Source organism: Hamadaea sp. NPDC051192 (assembly GCF_040682475.1).
In the GTDB taxonomy this organism is placed as follows: domain Bacteria; phylum Actinomycetota; class Actinomycetes; order Mycobacteriales; family Micromonosporaceae; genus Hamadaea; species Hamadaea flava.
Map to the genome: position 1 here is coordinate 1 of NZ_JBFBAZ010000014.1, position 12,591 is coordinate 12,591.

At 66.7% G+C, this 12,591-nt stretch carries 18 protein-coding genes; 9 read left to right on the plus strand and 9 right to left on the minus strand.

Features of this window, described 5'->3' with window-relative positions; all coding sequences use genetic code 11:
- Nucleotides 1-413: relaxase domain-containing protein (locus AB0M47_RS08630; protein ID WP_363410593.1), on the minus strand; the 413-nt coding region annotated here is incomplete at its 3' end.
- A gap of 364 nt (nucleotides 414-777) precedes the next feature.
- Between AB0M47_RS08630 and AB0M47_RS08635 the strand changes: the two genes are divergently transcribed.
- From AB0M47_RS08635 to AB0M47_RS08645, 3 genes are all read left to right on the plus strand, one after another.
- Nucleotides 778-1,206 carry a hypothetical protein gene (locus tag AB0M47_RS08635; protein WP_363410596.1) on the plus strand — a complete coding sequence of 143 codons (429 nt, stop codon included), beginning with the start codon at nucleotides 778-780 and terminating at the stop codon, nucleotides 1,204-1,206.
- Between the two features lie 39 nt (nucleotides 1,207-1,245).
- Complete coding sequence (locus tag AB0M47_RS08640; protein ID WP_363410599.1) at nucleotides 1,246-1,683, plus strand: hypothetical protein; 438 nt, start codon at nucleotides 1,246-1,248, stop codon at nucleotides 1,681-1,683.
- A 114-nt stretch (nucleotides 1,684-1,797) separates the two neighbouring features.
- The gene (locus tag AB0M47_RS08645; RefSeq protein ID WP_363410602.1) at nucleotides 1,798-2,436 is read left to right on the plus strand and encodes a hypothetical protein; all 639 of its coding nucleotides are present in this window, start codon (nucleotides 1,798-1,800) and stop codon (nucleotides 2,434-2,436) included.
- A 21-nt stretch (nucleotides 2,437-2,457) separates the two neighbouring features.
- On the opposite strand, the gene AB0M47_RS08650 is transcribed toward AB0M47_RS08645, so the two are convergent.
- The 3 genes from AB0M47_RS08650 to ssb all read right to left on the minus strand — a co-directional run bounded on the left by AB0M47_RS08650 (nucleotide 2,458) and on the right by ssb (nucleotide 3,567).
- Nucleotides 2,458-2,673 carry a hypothetical protein gene (locus AB0M47_RS08650; protein WP_363410605.1) on the minus strand — a complete coding sequence of 72 codons (216 nt, stop codon included), beginning with the start codon at nucleotides 2,671-2,673 and terminating at the stop codon, nucleotides 2,458-2,460.
- Nucleotides 2,663-3,043, minus strand: a complete 381-nt coding sequence (locus tag AB0M47_RS08655) for a hypothetical protein (protein WP_363410608.1) — start codon at nucleotides 3,041-3,043, stop codon at nucleotides 2,663-2,665. Before AB0M47_RS08655 ends, AB0M47_RS08650 begins: the two co-directional genes overlap by 11 nt.
- Nucleotides 3,044-3,114: 71 nt before the next feature.
- Entirely contained in the window at nucleotides 3,115-3,567 is a 453-nt protein-coding gene (gene ssb / locus AB0M47_RS08660; protein ID WP_363410611.1) for a single-stranded DNA-binding protein, read from the minus strand.
- 340 nt (nucleotides 3,568-3,907) lie between these two features.
- Between ssb and AB0M47_RS08665 the strand changes: the two genes are divergently transcribed.
- The gene (locus AB0M47_RS08665; protein WP_363410614.1) at nucleotides 3,908-4,210 is read left to right on the plus strand and encodes a hypothetical protein; all 303 of its coding nucleotides are present in this window, start codon (nucleotides 3,908-3,910) and stop codon (nucleotides 4,208-4,210) included.
- Between the two features lie 376 nt (nucleotides 4,211-4,586).
- On the opposite strand, the gene AB0M47_RS08670 is transcribed toward AB0M47_RS08665, so the two are convergent.
- Nucleotides 4,587-5,048, minus strand: coding sequence for a hypothetical protein (locus AB0M47_RS08670; RefSeq protein WP_363410617.1), 462 nt, complete (start codon nucleotides 5,046-5,048; stop codon nucleotides 4,587-4,589).
- Nucleotides 5,049-5,131: 83 nt separating this feature from the next.
- On the opposite strand from AB0M47_RS08670, the gene AB0M47_RS08675 reads away from it, so the two are divergent.
- Nucleotides 5,132-5,548, plus strand: coding sequence for a hypothetical protein (locus AB0M47_RS08675; RefSeq protein WP_363410620.1), 417 nt, complete (start codon nucleotides 5,132-5,134; stop codon nucleotides 5,546-5,548).
- 33 nt (nucleotides 5,549-5,581) lie between these two features.
- On the opposite strand, the gene AB0M47_RS08680 is transcribed toward AB0M47_RS08675, so the two are convergent.
- The gene (locus tag AB0M47_RS08680; RefSeq protein ID WP_363410623.1) at nucleotides 5,582-7,060 is read right to left on the minus strand and encodes a ParB/RepB/Spo0J family partition protein; all 1,479 of its coding nucleotides are present in this window, start codon (nucleotides 7,058-7,060) and stop codon (nucleotides 5,582-5,584) included.
- Between the two features lie 472 nt (nucleotides 7,061-7,532).
- Between AB0M47_RS08680 and AB0M47_RS08685 the strand changes: the two genes are divergently transcribed.
- Nucleotides 7,533-7,919 carry a hypothetical protein gene (locus AB0M47_RS08685; RefSeq protein ID WP_363410626.1) on the plus strand — a complete coding sequence of 129 codons (387 nt, stop codon included), beginning with the start codon at nucleotides 7,533-7,535 and terminating at the stop codon, nucleotides 7,917-7,919.
- Nucleotides 7,920-8,035: 116 nt separating this feature from the next.
- Entirely contained in the window at nucleotides 8,036-8,773 is a 738-nt protein-coding gene (locus tag AB0M47_RS08690; protein ID WP_363410629.1) for a CbrC family protein, read from the plus strand.
- Nucleotides 8,774-8,778: 5 nt separating this feature from the next.
- Here the strand turns inward: AB0M47_RS08690 and AB0M47_RS08695 are convergent, their stop codons facing one another.
- The 3 genes from AB0M47_RS08695 to AB0M47_RS08705 are packed head-to-tail and all read right to left on the minus strand — an operon-like array spanning nucleotide 8,779 to nucleotide 11,074.
- Nucleotides 8,779-8,976: a hypothetical protein gene (locus AB0M47_RS08695; protein ID WP_363410632.1), complete on the minus strand. Its 198-nt coding sequence runs from the start codon at nucleotides 8,974-8,976 to the stop codon at nucleotides 8,779-8,781.
- A 2-nt stretch (nucleotides 8,977-8,978) separates the two neighbouring features.
- Nucleotides 8,979-9,932, minus strand: coding sequence for a DUF4192 domain-containing protein (locus AB0M47_RS08700; RefSeq protein WP_363410635.1), 954 nt, complete (start codon nucleotides 9,930-9,932; stop codon nucleotides 8,979-8,981).
- Nucleotides 9,932-11,074 carry a DUF932 domain-containing protein gene (locus tag AB0M47_RS08705; RefSeq protein WP_363410638.1) on the minus strand — a complete coding sequence of 381 codons (1,143 nt, stop codon included), beginning with the start codon at nucleotides 11,072-11,074 and terminating at the stop codon, nucleotides 9,932-9,934. The genes AB0M47_RS08700 and AB0M47_RS08705 overlap by 1 nt, the downstream gene beginning before the upstream one ends.
- A gap of 468 nt (nucleotides 11,075-11,542) precedes the next feature.
- Here AB0M47_RS08705 and AB0M47_RS08710 point away from each other — a divergent pair, with 468 nt between their 5' ends.
- Together AB0M47_RS08710 and AB0M47_RS08715 are read left to right on the plus strand one after the other, a co-directional pair.
- Entirely contained in the window at nucleotides 11,543-12,244 is a 702-nt protein-coding gene (locus tag AB0M47_RS08710) for a hypothetical protein (protein WP_363410641.1), read from the plus strand.
- Nucleotides 12,241-12,561 carry a hypothetical protein gene (locus AB0M47_RS08715; RefSeq protein WP_363410644.1) on the plus strand — a complete coding sequence of 107 codons (321 nt, stop codon included), beginning with the start codon at nucleotides 12,241-12,243 and terminating at the stop codon, nucleotides 12,559-12,561. The genes AB0M47_RS08710 and AB0M47_RS08715 overlap by 4 nt, the downstream gene beginning before the upstream one ends.
- Nucleotides 12,562-12,591 lie beyond the last annotated feature (30 nt).

Consider the following 12,591-nt stretch of genomic DNA (forward strand, 5'->3'; position numbering starts at 1 on the left):
TCGAACGAGTCCAGCGGCTTGTAGACCGGGAATGGAAGTCCGAGCAAGGCAGCGCGCCGCGCATCGGCCAAGACACGCGCCGCCTGCGCGTCGCTCATCCCCGCGCGAAGATGTTCCCCGTGGTACCTCGCAACGATGGTGTCGGCGTCGGGGTGCATGCCCATCCCGAAAAGCGCTCGCATCTGCTCCTCGGTGACCTGCTGACCATCCAGATCGAGCAAGTGGGCACCGTTGCCAATCCATCGACCCGGCGGGTTGCCTTCCGCGGTGTAGTAGTCGGCCGCACTCTGCTGGTGCTGCCGGTCTACGTCACCACCAGCGATGTTGCGGGTCAGGTAGGTGTAGCCATCGCCAACGGTGAGCTTGTGGATGGTCATCATGTGCATCGCCGGATGCGGTGCGGCGTGCGCCATCGCGGCAGGCCGCAGGGCTGCCCGCTTTTTCGGGCCAGACGGGCCGTAGAGGCTCGCGGGTCAAGGGCGGCGGTAGCCGTCGCGTAGCGATGCGCAGCACCCTGGAGGCGCGAGGAACGGCCGAGCAGAATGCGCGCCGCGCCGCATACGGCCACCATTTTGACACCTCCTCACGGGATTGTGGAGTGCCACTATGACCCACGGTTCACGGCACGTGCAAGAGGTGTCTTGCTCATTTCTATGTGAGGCTAATGTGGAGCATACGTGCTGCTCATTCGGCCTCTGTGCCGCTTTTGTGAAGTGCCGTCATGCTGTTTCGTGTCGCACTATGTCGGGGCCCGTCATGTGCTATCGACTTCGCCTCTTGACCTTTCTTTTGAGCATTCGGGTCACTAACTTTCTGCGCATGACACGACGAAATTCGGCAGTGCGGGCGGAAGCGATCCGCCGGGCACGCCAGGTGAAGCAGGAGCGCGATGCGGCCGCCCGGCGCCGGGAGCTTGCGGTTGAGTCGGCTTTGGCTGACTTCTTCGAGCAGACGGCGCTGGCCGAGGCGTTGCGTACGCAGGCGGAGGCCAAGGTGGCCCGGATACTGGACGACATGAGGGAGGCGATCATGGAGCCACAGGCGAAGACGCGGGCCGCTCTTAGAACCCTGGCGGAGCTACGGGAGACGCGAACATCGATCAGCGCCCTGACCGGACTTTCTGCAGCAGAGGTCCGTGCGGCGCTCGACGACGCAGCCGTTCGCACACCCGTAGCCAGCGAACGCGCGGTTGTCGGCGGCGTGTGATCTACTCCGTCCGACCAATTGTTGCTCCGGAGGATCGCCGTGGGCGTTACCTATGACTATTTCCGGGCGGCCGACGTTGCGACCGCCTCGGCGGCGATGGCCGCGATGCTTGCCGGCGGCCGTCCGCTTCCGGATGTGGTGGAGACGAAGCTGGAGTACGGACTGTGGCTGACGACGATTGTCGGCCTGCCTACCATGGATGATTCGCCGCTCACCTCGCCGCCCGAGGTATGGGTCGAGGATGATGACCCGGACGGTTCGTTTGTCGTGGAGCTGCACGACGTGATTCGCGACAGTCTGGCGAACGCTGCGGAGTCGGTCTCGGTGTTGGCGCAGCGCTGGGTGGAATTGGAAGCTCCACCAACCTCGACTGGGATTGCCATGGCCGACGTGTCGTCGACGGTACGCGCCCTGGTGGAGCTCGCTGGGCGAGCGCAGGCGGCCGGCGAGCGTATGTACTGCTGGTGCTGTCCGTGACCGGGGGTGCCGTCCGGCTGCCGGAGGGTTCCCCGGTGGCCAACGGGTGTTGTGACGGCCGGTACGGTATGGAGGTGCCTCCGCGGCGTCCTGCCCGGTGCCAGAATGGTCGCCATGGGGTTCTTCGATCAACTCGTCCAAGCGTCCGCTGCGCAGCGTCGTCCGCGGCGCGTGCGGCCTCGGCCGGTGTGGATGAAGCCAGAGGCGGCGATCGGCGCGGCGGCGCCCGTTGAGCTGATTATCGCGCGTGCCCCGGATGTGGCGGTCGTGGTGTCGTCAGTGATCGTGTATCCGGCGGGGTTCGAGTTCATGGTTTCGGCGATGGTGCGTGAGGATGAGGCCGTCCCGATGTTTCCCGGTCAGCCCGACGGGTCGATTCCGGACACGTTCCTGCGTGTCGGCGTGTTGTTCGCCGACGGCCGGTCGGGCACCAACCTGGACGTCACGTCCAGCGCGCCTGAGGTGGAAGCGGACAAGGGCAATCTGGTCTTCACGACAACCGGTGGGAGCGGTGGGATGCGCCGCTTCGACGCAACGTACTGGGTGTGGCCGCTGCCTCCGGACGGTCCGGTCACCTTCGTCTGCGAATGGCCCGCGCACGACGTGCCCGAGTCCCGGGCAAGCATCGACAGTCAGGTGATCACCACGGCGGCGGGGCGTTCGATCCAGTTGTGGCCGGAGCAACACTCGGCTGGTGCGCCGATCGCCAGCGTAGTCGTCGTCAGCGACGGGCCGGAGGCGACGTCGCCGTAGCCGATCACGGCGACGGCTGGTTCAGGGCGGCAGTTGTTGCTCGGCCGTCGCCAGGAAGATGGCGAGGCTCCTGCGGGCCTCATCGGCGCTGTTCGCATGGACGGTGTACACGGTCGCTTGCGGCTCGAACGCCAGCAGATGCATGATCGCGCGGAAGCGGGCGGTGAACTCATCCTTCCGGTACGGGCCCCGAATCGTCCCGGATGCGGTCAGGTAGTAGACGTCGTCACTGCGCATCGTCGGCCGTCCCGTTCCAGTACGCCGAGCACGACCATGCGCATTCCTCGCCGGGCAGGGCTCCGCAGTCGTCGCAGGTCTGCTCGAGTGCCACGGGACAGTCCAGGACGTGGTTGCTGTCGCGGGGCATGCCGCAGCAGTCGGGTTCATCTCGTCCGTGACCCACGATGGTCTGCAGGATGTGGTCGTGAAGCTCACGCCATCGACTTACGCGATGATGGTCGCGCCGATGATCGTCACAGAGAGTGCCCGCCTGCTGGCAGCTCGAGCAGCTGCCGGGGTCGGCGTAGTAGTCGGCGGCGGTCTCCAGCCCGGCGATGACTGCCTTCCACGCGCCGCGCGGCAGGCCGATGGTGATCGGAGTGCTCATGGCGTTGTCCTTCCTTTCCTGGATCAGGGGCCGGTCGCTAGGGGAAGCGGCGACCGGCCCGGTCGTGATCGTCAGTTGACGGCCGCCAAGGCTCGTTGCTCGGCGTAGTCGGCGTAGGCTTCGGCGTCGATCTCTTCACCGTCGGCGGTGACGACCGTGTCGCCGGACGGCTCCGTACGGCGGGCGTTGCGGTGGCTGCTGGCCCCGGCCCAGCGCATGGACAGGGCGACGTTGTTCGCTGTGACGCGCAGGTTGGCACCGCCGCCGTACGCTTCGGCGCGCAGATCGTCGGCGGCGTCGATGATGACGGTGTCGCCGCGGCGCAGGGTCGCGACGCGTTCGGCGAGTTGCCGCCAGCAGGTCACGGTGATCCAGACGGACTTGCCGTCGACCCACTCGCCGTTGGCGTCGCGGCGGCGGGAGTTGTAGACCATGCGGAACTGGGCGACGGCCAGCCCGGAGTCGGTGTGGCGCAGTTCGGGGTCGGCGGTGAGGTTGCCTTCGATGGTGAAGGTGTAGAGCATGACGGGTCGGTCCTTCCGGTGCCGGTGGTTGCGATCCCGCGCTGGGTGGCGGCTGTCGCGCTGACGTGACCCGGCAGGCCCGGCCTTCAGGCGGTCGGGCGCAAGGGAGGAAGGCAAAGATCTTGGGCGAACGCAGTGGCGCCGCAGGCGCGGCCAAGATGTTTGCCGGCCCTTGCGAACGGTCGCCGGGCCGGGCATGACATCGGGGTCTGTCAGCAGCGGCAAACCGGCGCACCGCGTACGCAGAATCGGCTCATGGCCCGACGGACCACGTCATCTCAACCGGTCGACGCTGAGATGGTGTTTACCGGCCGACCGGCTGCCACCCCGGTATCTGGCCGTGCAGATCCACGCCGAAGACCGTGCCGTGCTCACCGTGACGCGCGACCGCTACGACTATGGCAAGATCGCAACCGTGCTGGGCTTCATTCCGTCGGGCCGCCGACAGTCGCTGGCGTTCTCGTTCCTGGTGCGCGCCACGCTGATCAGCTTGCACGCCCAGCAGATCATGGGTGCCGTGACGCGCGGCGCTATCGGGGTGGGCGTGCTGCTCCTCGATTTCACCGCTGCCGCAGGCGCTGTGGAAGCTGCCCGATGGGGCGTTCGCCGACCTTCACCGTCTCCGCCGACGGCGTGGCAGTGAAGATTCCTGCGGCACATCGGGGCGACGAGCTGGACCAACCTGCAGTACCTGCACAAGCTTCCGGCGCGGACGTGACCGACGGTGCCGGTCAGTTGGCTATCGCGCTACCCCGCCGCCAGCTCACGGTGTTGGACGAGGCAGCGCTCAACACGGTGTCGAGCGGAACCGGGGATCGCTCTGGTGCCCCGGGTGCGGTCTTCACGGTGTGAGCGGGAGCACCAACGCCGAAACCCCTCGCAGGGGCAGCGCCGTAGGTGTTCGAGGGTCCGGCCCTGCTGCCGAGCACCCCCGCGGGCGCCCGTCCGCGCCCCGGTTGCCCGCGCCAGCCTGAAGATGCGACAGCGGTTGCGCGGAGTGTCGTTGCTGGACGCTCGGTTCATGCTCCGGTCCATCGGCTCGGCAACGGTTCCGCCCCGTCGACTGGGCCGCATGATCCATGGCCAGCACGAAGTTGACGCATGAGATTGACCATCCCAATGATGACTCGCTCAAACGTGGCCGGCTCGTCGTCGATCGAACCGGTGTAGCGACTCGTGTCCCGCTCGACCCTCAGCCCGGTGACGGTGACGGTGCCGATTCCGGCGTCCGCGATGGTGACGATTGCTTCATACATGAGATGACCGGTCCAGGACCGCCAGAGTCGCAAGGTCCCCTGCTGGTCCAGCTGGCCGAGCCACTTGACCTCGATCTCGTGGTGTCCCAGGCCATCTCGAAGGAGGCTGAGCGTGTCAGCATGGAGCTTGAGCGATGGCATGCGGGGCACCTCGGCCATCAGCGAGCCGCTGTGCACAACTGCCGCGACATCAGCCGTGAACAACGGGCGCAGATCGGCGGACATGGAGTGACTCTACGGCCCCATCCGCCGACACGGGGACGGATCGATCTTGTCCTCGCCCGCCAGCGTGGGACATGATCGTCGCTATGACGTACAACATCGCAGTCTGGGACGGGCCGAAACCGGCCGACGACGCCACCGCAATGCAGGTCTTCCTCGCCATGCATGAGGCAGCCGCGTCGTCGTGGGACGCCCCGACCACGCGGATGGAGGTGTACGTGCAGGCGCTGCTGGCCCGATGGCCCGACATCGACGATGACGAGACAGACAGCAGTCCCTGGGCCGACGGTCCGATCCTCAACAATGCCACCGGCCCGTTCTTCTACACATCGCTGCGTCCGAGCATGGCCGACAACGCGATCGTCTACTGTGCACGGGTGGCCACCGAGCACGGCTTGGTGTGCTTCGATCCGCAGCAGGAACGCCTCGTCACGGCTGACGCCACGCTGGTCGCGCGGCTGCGCGCTCGCGTTGGTCCTGTCTTCCGATCTCTGGGCGGATAGCCGAGTTCGCGATCCGCCCAGAGATGTCCACATCTATTCGTCGTCTTCGATTTTCTCGTCGCTTTCAATGTCGTCGCCGGTGCCATCGTCATGCGGCTGGATCTCGGCGAGCAGGCTCTGCTCGGCCTCCGACAGCTCGTAGCCGAGTTCTACCAACCGGGTCAAGTGCGCAGCGACGTAGGTGGTGTCGGCTGCCCAGGTGCGGCCGTTGGACAGTTCGGCGAGTTGGTGCTCGCGGCTGGTGATCCACCGTGCGACCAGGATCCGGCTCAACCGATCTGCTCCGGCTGAAGACGCAGTGTCTGCGATGGAGGCGCCGGCGATGGAGTCCGCGAGCTCGGCCAACTGGCCCGGATAGGTGAGCCGACCAGGATCGACCATCGCGTCTCGCAGAGCCTCCACGTGGTGCTTCTTGGCCGCCTTCGGGTTGGCGAAGGTGGCGACAAGGAACTCTCTCCTGACGTCGGCCGCGAGCTCAAGCGCCGCGCGTCGTGCCGCACGGGTTTCGGCCTCGGCCGCCTGCCGGGCTCGTTCCGCTTCCGAGACGTAGCCGTTGCTGACCCGCCGCACGTAGCCGAAGGTTTCCGGGTCAGAGCAGAACAGGATCGCTTGCGGTCCGCCGTATGCCTGCTTGTCGATGTAGGCGAAGATGCCAGGCTGAGTCTTGACCGTCTCCGGGTCCAGCGGGGCGCCGTTGGCGTCGAGCAGAGTGTGCAGTGCGGCCTGCTTCGACCCGTAGCCGAAGTCGCGCGGCGTGGGCACGACCTTCACCCCGGCCAGTGTGAGCTCAGCGAAGATCCTATCGGCTGCTGCGTTGCGTACCCGACGGTCGCGGGCATCGCTGATCGCGTGGCGGAAGCCCCAGGTGCCCCGCCCCTTGTCCATGATCTTGGCGAGTGTTTTCGGGTCGTCGGTGAACTCGGCCAGTTCCGCGGCAAGGTCCAAGGTGAGCTGACCGTCATCGGCGGCCTCGTGAACCGCTGCTGGCAGCTGGTGAAGAGTCAGGGCGGCGCGTACCTCGCTCGTTCGGACGCCGCGGGCCTTGGCGATTTGCGCCGGTTGCCAATCAAGCAGGGTGAGCTGGTGATATAGCTCGGCCTTCTGCGACGGTTTGAGACTGAGCCGGTCGTCGTTCTCCGCCAGGATGGACAAGATCTCCTGCGCGGCACCGTCGGAGGCAACGATCAGGCATGGGACGATGGCGAGTCCGAGCTTGAGTGCGGCTGCGTGGCGGCGGTGTCCGATCAGGATCCGGTACGCGTCCTCGCGGTCCGCAACTCGGGTGACGACGAGCGCCTGCAGGATGCCCACCACAGGGATGGACGCGAGCAGGTCGTCGAGAGCGCCTGGCTCGTCGAACGTCCGGTTGATGTCGCTGGGCATCAACAATGCCGGGTCGAGGAAAGCGAAGCGGACCGAGCTGTCGCCGTCCCGATACTGGGCGATGAGCGCCAGCTCAGGCAGGTCGTCGACTTGGGCGTCGACGTCAATGGGCATTACGTCGAGGGTCATGAGCGTGCCGTCCTCTCGGATCGAGGCGACGCGGAAGTGTTCCGCGTTCTGATGGCCGGCACGCAGCCCGGCGGGGCCCGAACAGGCAAGGAGGCAAGCAGACGATCTGTGCCGAAGGCAAGATCTTCTGCGCCTTGCCGGGGCGGGCTCGGCGGGCAGGCTGTCCGGCCCGGAATGCGGCCCGCGATCGCGACCGGCAGACGCGGAGGCTCCCACCGACCGCGAGCTGTGCGTGCACGGGTGCGATTCGCTCGAGCGCCTGTCCAGGACGGAACGATGTTCCTCAGATGGTCGTTGGCGGGCAGCGAAATGTGCCCGGGTTCTGATCGCATAGGTGGGTGAGTTCTGAGTTGATTTCTGCGGCCGCCGCGGTCCTGTGGCTGTAATTGGGGCTGGCGGCGTTCTCCTCAGCGGACGCCAGGCCGAGCGGTCCCAGCAAGCCCAGACTCGAAGCGAACGCGATCGTGCCCTCATGGAACAGCATCGGTCCGCGTGCGCCCGCTTTCTGACCAGCCTGGACGTGTATCTCATGACCACTGACGAGCTGGTCTGGGCGAGGAAGGAAGCCCTCCGCACGGGACGCGACGCGAACTCGGCCACCAAAGACCTGCGAACCACATATGCCTCCGGCCGGGCCGAGCTTCTCGCCGCGAACGCCGCGCTCCAGCTCGCAGCCGAACCGACTGCCTGCGCGCGCGCTGACGACACCGTGCGGCATGCCCAGGAGATGGACCGACACGTCTGGAACTACGTCGTCCATGACGGACGGCAAATCCCCAAGGACTCTCAGCCGACCTTCGACGCCGTTACCCAGGCTCGGGAAGACTTCATCGCAGCCGCCCGCAATCTATCCACGTAACCCCAGCCCAGACGAGGACCGGTGCCGCCGCTCCGGTTCAGGACGAATCGCCTCGACCACTGGTGCCAACAGAGGCAGCGACCGCCGAGGCAGCCAGGTGGGCGTACCTTGTGGCGATGCCGACCGAGCCCGAGATCACGTTTCCGCTATACGCCGCTGACTTGACCACGACGGCCCAGTTCGCCGATACCGGGAAGTGCATGATCTGCTCGCAGCACGCGGTGGTCTGCTTCCGGCTTGGCATCGGCACGGCAATCATCTGCACGTGCGCCAGCTGTGGCGAGCAGACCGCCCTCGCATCGGTTGGCGGTGGCGCCGAGGATGCTTTCTGCGTCCGATGCGAGCAGGCGCTGGCCATCAACGCCTTGCCGGCCGACCCGGTCGCTTGCGGCACATGCCTTCGAGCGGGGAAGGTGGCGATCACCAAGGACACCGAATTCGGCATGGTCCGCTGGGAGGATGCGATGGCCGGGCGAACCCACGGTGTGCCTGGCCACCTCACCACCGGCGGCCTGCCTACCGCTCCCACCGAAGACGACTGGACCAGCGTGTTGGTCGACCCAGCGATCCTGCTCGACCTGGTGCGGACGCCGACTTACAACACCTGGCAGGGTGAGCAGTGGCTGTTCTGCTGTCGGCACCCGATGGTCTACATCGGAGAATGGTCCCAACCGGATCTCGGTCAACATTCAGACGATGACTTGACGACCACGTTCATGGCGGTCTTCGACGACGCCGAGCCGTGGGTACTGCAATTCATGCCCGCGAACCCTACCCAGGATGCGGATTGGGGCTTCTACGTGTTCCGATGCCGACTCTGCGACAAGGTCCGCGGGCACTTCGACATGACCTGACTACGTCAAACGTCATCAAGCCGGGGCGCGGGCTCAGGCCAGACATGGCGGTAGTCGCAGTTCAGGCAGTCCCAATAGTGATGGCCGTCCTCGCCGGTCTTCCAGCCACCGAAGGCGAGCCGACCGGCGGCGCACCGTTCGGCTGATTCGCGCTGGAGTTCGGCGAGAATGCTGGGCTGATAGCGGCGCATCGGACGCGGCACGATCAGACCTCCCACGATCGGGAGAAGGTCATGTCGTCTGGTGGCCAGGGGAACTCGTCCGGCGGCAGATGCCTATCCAGGGCCTCGTTCACCATCCGTGCCAGCCGGTAGCTGCGCGAGGTTTCGAGAGCGCGCTCGACTGCGGCGCGGGCGAGGATGCCGTCGCCAGACCGCCACGCGCACCACGCAGCCAGCGATGCCACTGGTGCGGCGTACGCGGGCGGGCACCGCCGGGTCAAATCCAGCCACATGTCCAGCTGCCACGTCTTCCCGGTCGTAGCCAGCCACGCATGGTCTCGCCAGGTGATCGCTTGCAGGACCACGACCAGGCCGGCCGCACGGTGGTCGCTGAGCCGCCGCCCGCTGCGCGCGACCCGCATCGCGCTGTCGATCACGAGGCGTGCCGCGGTGCGGGTCAGCGTGAACAGGTCCGGCCCGATCTGCGCGATTCTGTCGGCGAGGCTGTCTTCCGGGTGGTACGCGACGAGCTGTTCGACGTCTTCGCGGCGAGGACGGGCCACCATCCCGAGCATCGTCGCGTGCGCCGCCGCCACGGTCCCGCGGGCGTCGAACGGCGTACCCTCCGCCGGAGTGCATTGACCACAGCGCAGGCAGAAGTAGCGGCTGTCGTGCACACGCAGCGTTTGCCCGACACGGAAGCCGTGGTCGTTGATGCCGTCGGCGATCTGGAGGATCTTCGGCTCGACGGCGGCCGGGCCGTAGCCGGTCACGATCGCCTCCGCGTGCCGATCGACTTGCGCGAGCGCGGTGGTGAGCTGGTCGACCGTGTCGTGAGTGGGCCAGTCGAGGCTCGCCCGTGCGGTGAGCACGAACCGGCGGTCCGACAGCCCGGACAACACGATGTCGTTGTGCGGGTGGAAGCCGAGCAGGTACGGGATCATGCTCAGCAGCTCCTTGGGCCCGTCGAGGCGGATGTGCGTGACGTCGTCGCCCATCAGTGGACTCCCGCCGCGATGTGCATCGCCTGGACACCGGCAGATTCCATCTCGTACGCGGTGTCGGCATCGGAGACGGTCTGCGCGACCGACGTGACCGCGTGCAGTACTCCCCCAGCCGACAGGTCGCCGCCCTTGATGAAGTGGGCGAGGATGTCACGCTGCTGATCGTCGCTGAACCGCAACCGCCGCCCGACGATCTTGATCGTCGTGTCCGGGTCGATGACCGGCTTTCCCGCTGCCTGCTCCAGGTCGCGAACCATTCGGAAGACGAAGTCCTCATCCAGATACGCGGCGACCGCGTCCCTTGTCCTTGAGGTGATCAACTCCAGCGTCTTCGTGGTGGTCGCCTGCGACCACGCGACCACACCGTCATCCTCATGCCGGCCGCCGATGTGCGAACGCCGCAGCTTGCTCGCGTTGACGACCAGACCGTTACGGCACACCTGGACCATCAGCCGCGGGGCGAGGGTGAACGCACCACAGCCGGTCTCCGAGTTGGAAATCATGAACCCAGCCCAGACGACCGGAAGATCCCGGCCGGCCTCGCCGGTGAACGGACTGCGATACCGGTCAAGCAGGGCCGGTGCCATCGCCGCGACCTGAGGAGCGTACACGCGCAGGTACATGCGCTTGTCCGTCAGGTCGCATCCGTCGAGCTGAACCGGCAACCCGGTCTCGCGGACGCCGTCGAGCGCCGCCATGAGCACGTCGAGGTTATCGATCCGCGAGTAACGGTCGGACAGAAACGCCCTGGCCACTCCCCCACCTGCGTCGTCGCGCACCACGCGGACGAGGAACCGGCGGTCGGTGCGCTGCAGCCAGCCGTTGACGTTGTCGTCGAACAGATCGACGTGCTCACCCGCGAGCTTGCGCAGGTACGCCGACGGGATGCCGAGCTTGTCGGCCAACCCGGTGCGGCACAGGTCGTTCGGCGCGTAGGTGCCGGAGGTCATCGTGACGCCGTCCGGGCCGAGGCTCGGTTCGGTGCCGTCCAGGACAAGGTTCCCGCCGATCGCGCGCAGGGAGGCGGACCCGGCGATCACGTCGAGTTTGCGGGTGGACTGGTCTTGCAGCAGCTTCATCAGCTGGTCGAGCGGGATGTTGCGGCCAACAGATTCGGCCGCGATCGCGATAGTCATGTGATGCTCCACGGGACTCGTACGTCCCTCGCGCCGCCGGCCCAGCGGTGCCAGGCCGAACCGGCGGCGTCGAGGCATCCCGCCCGCTGTGGGCTGGGACGAGTCCGGCGTACCGCCGAAGACCGCAGGCGCAGCTCAAGCCCGCCCGCCGGAACCGGCCGGGCGAAGATCACTGATCCGCGCAGCGGTCATGATGTTCGCTACGGCCCCGGCGGGCGACGGCTTGACGGCGACGCGGCCCGGCGGATCGCTGGAAGGACTCACCCAGCCCCGGCAGGCGGCGTGTCCGAGGCGAAGGGCTTCGGCACGTCGGAGGTCCTTGTGGACGCGGCAAGGTGTGGTCCCCAGGTTGCCGTCGGCCGTGGCCTTGATCGTCGCCTACATGACGGCTTCGCGGTGATCTCGGCCCTTGGCAGGCCGGAGTGGCGGCCGCTAGGCTCTCGGCATTCGTCGATGAGGGTGCGGGGGATGGACGAACAACTGGCACGGCTGCGTGAGCAGTATGGCGAGGCGGCTGAAACGGCTGCACAGTGGAACCCAGCAGAGACAGCCACTGCTGGCGTGGACGGACCGGTCGCGGCCGTCGTGAGTGTCGACGGCGCCATACGCGAACTGCACGTGCACCCTGACTGGCAACGACGTCTGGCCGGGGGCGACTTTGGCGCTGCTGTCGTCTCAGCTGTATCTGCGGCACATCGAACGGCAATCCGTCAGGTCGTGACGCGGCGGGCTACGGATGAAAAAGCGCCAACGGCCGGTCCGTCGGAACCGACCAGCACGAGCGCCGATGCAGACCCGGCAGCCTTCGCCTCGTACCTGCGGTCTTTGCTCGCCGACGTCCAAAACGTGCTGCCGGAAGCTGAGGCACGAGCGCTTCGCGCCGCCGGTGAGGAGCGGATAGAGACCGGGTCTGGTGGAGCGATCGTCGCGAAGGCTCGAGCAGGCCACTTGATCACGGTGGATGTGGATGTCGCCTGGCTGCGGCAAGCCGACAACAAGGAGATCGGCCGCGAGCTTACGCGGGTATTGAGGCGCTTGCAGCCCGGCGGAATCTCCAGCGCCGTCGCCGAGATGGACGCCGTTGGACGGGTGGCGGAGTTCCGCACACTGATGGCCGATCCCTTGCAGCTTCTTGCCAATCTGGGACTAGGCGAACGGAGCGCACGATGAGTTCACCGGAGTCACAGGTCACCGCCTCGCTTGCTGCGATGCGGCATGACGCGGCGGAGTGGCGCGACATGGCGGCGGCGTTCAGAAGCGCCGGACAAGTCGCTGAGCGGCTTGACCTCGGTGAGCTGCAACTGTCGTTCATCGCCGACAAACTGGGCATGGTCGAGCTCTATCGCTCCGTTCAAGATCGCATGATTGCCCTGATGGGCGAAGCCGTACAGTCCCACGAACTCATGGCAGCGTCCTTGGAGACTGCCGCTAACGGTTATGCGGCCGATGATGCGGCCGCCCTACATCGCATGCAGGGCACCCAGTGAGCCCGCGGGGAGGTGCGTCGTCGTGACCAT

What these genes read in the sequence shown, in the direction of transcription:
- AB0M47_RS08690 (WP_363410629.1), top strand. Translation starts at nt 8,036, where the DNA reads ATGCCGACCGAGCCCGAGATCACGTTTCCGCTATACGCCGCTGACTTG.
- AB0M47_RS08700 (WP_363410635.1), bottom strand. Translation starts at nt 9,932, where the DNA reads ATGGGCGACGACGTCACGCACATCCGCCTCGACGGGCCCAAGGAGCTG.
- AB0M47_RS08675 (WP_363410620.1), top strand. Translation starts at nt 5,132, where the DNA reads ATGACGTACAACATCGCAGTCTGGGACGGGCCGAAACCGGCCGACGAC.
- AB0M47_RS08645 (WP_363410602.1), top strand. Translation starts at nt 1,798, where the DNA reads ATGGGGTTCTTCGATCAACTCGTCCAAGCGTCCGCTGCGCAGCGTCGT.
- AB0M47_RS08680 (WP_363410623.1), bottom strand. Translation starts at nt 7,060, where the DNA reads ATGACCCTCGACGTAATGCCCATTGACGTCGACGCCCAAGTCGACGAC.
- AB0M47_RS08650 (WP_363410605.1), bottom strand. Translation starts at nt 2,673, where the DNA reads ATGCGCAGTGACGACGTCTACTACCTGACCGCATCCGGGACGATTCGG.
- AB0M47_RS08715 (WP_363410644.1), top strand. Translation starts at nt 12,241, where the DNA reads ATGAGTTCACCGGAGTCACAGGTCACCGCCTCGCTTGCTGCGATGCGG.
- ssb (WP_363410611.1), bottom strand. Translation starts at nt 3,567, where the DNA reads ATGCTCTACACCTTCACCATCGAAGGCAACCTCACCGCCGACCCCGAA.
- AB0M47_RS08685 (WP_363410626.1), top strand. Translation starts at nt 7,533, where the DNA reads ATGGAACAGCATCGGTCCGCGTGCGCCCGCTTTCTGACCAGCCTGGAC.
- AB0M47_RS08655 (WP_363410608.1), bottom strand. Translation starts at nt 3,043, where the DNA reads ATGAGCACTCCGATCACCATCGGCCTGCCGCGCGGCGCGTGGAAGGCA.
- AB0M47_RS08710 (WP_363410641.1), top strand. Translation starts at nt 11,543, where the DNA reads ATGGACGAACAACTGGCACGGCTGCGTGAGCAGTATGGCGAGGCGGCT.
- AB0M47_RS08705 (WP_363410638.1), bottom strand. Translation starts at nt 11,074, where the DNA reads ATGACTATCGCGATCGCGGCCGAATCTGTTGGCCGCAACATCCCGCTC.
- AB0M47_RS08670 (WP_363410617.1), bottom strand. Translation starts at nt 5,048, where the DNA reads ATGTCCGCCGATCTGCGCCCGTTGTTCACGGCTGATGTCGCGGCAGTT.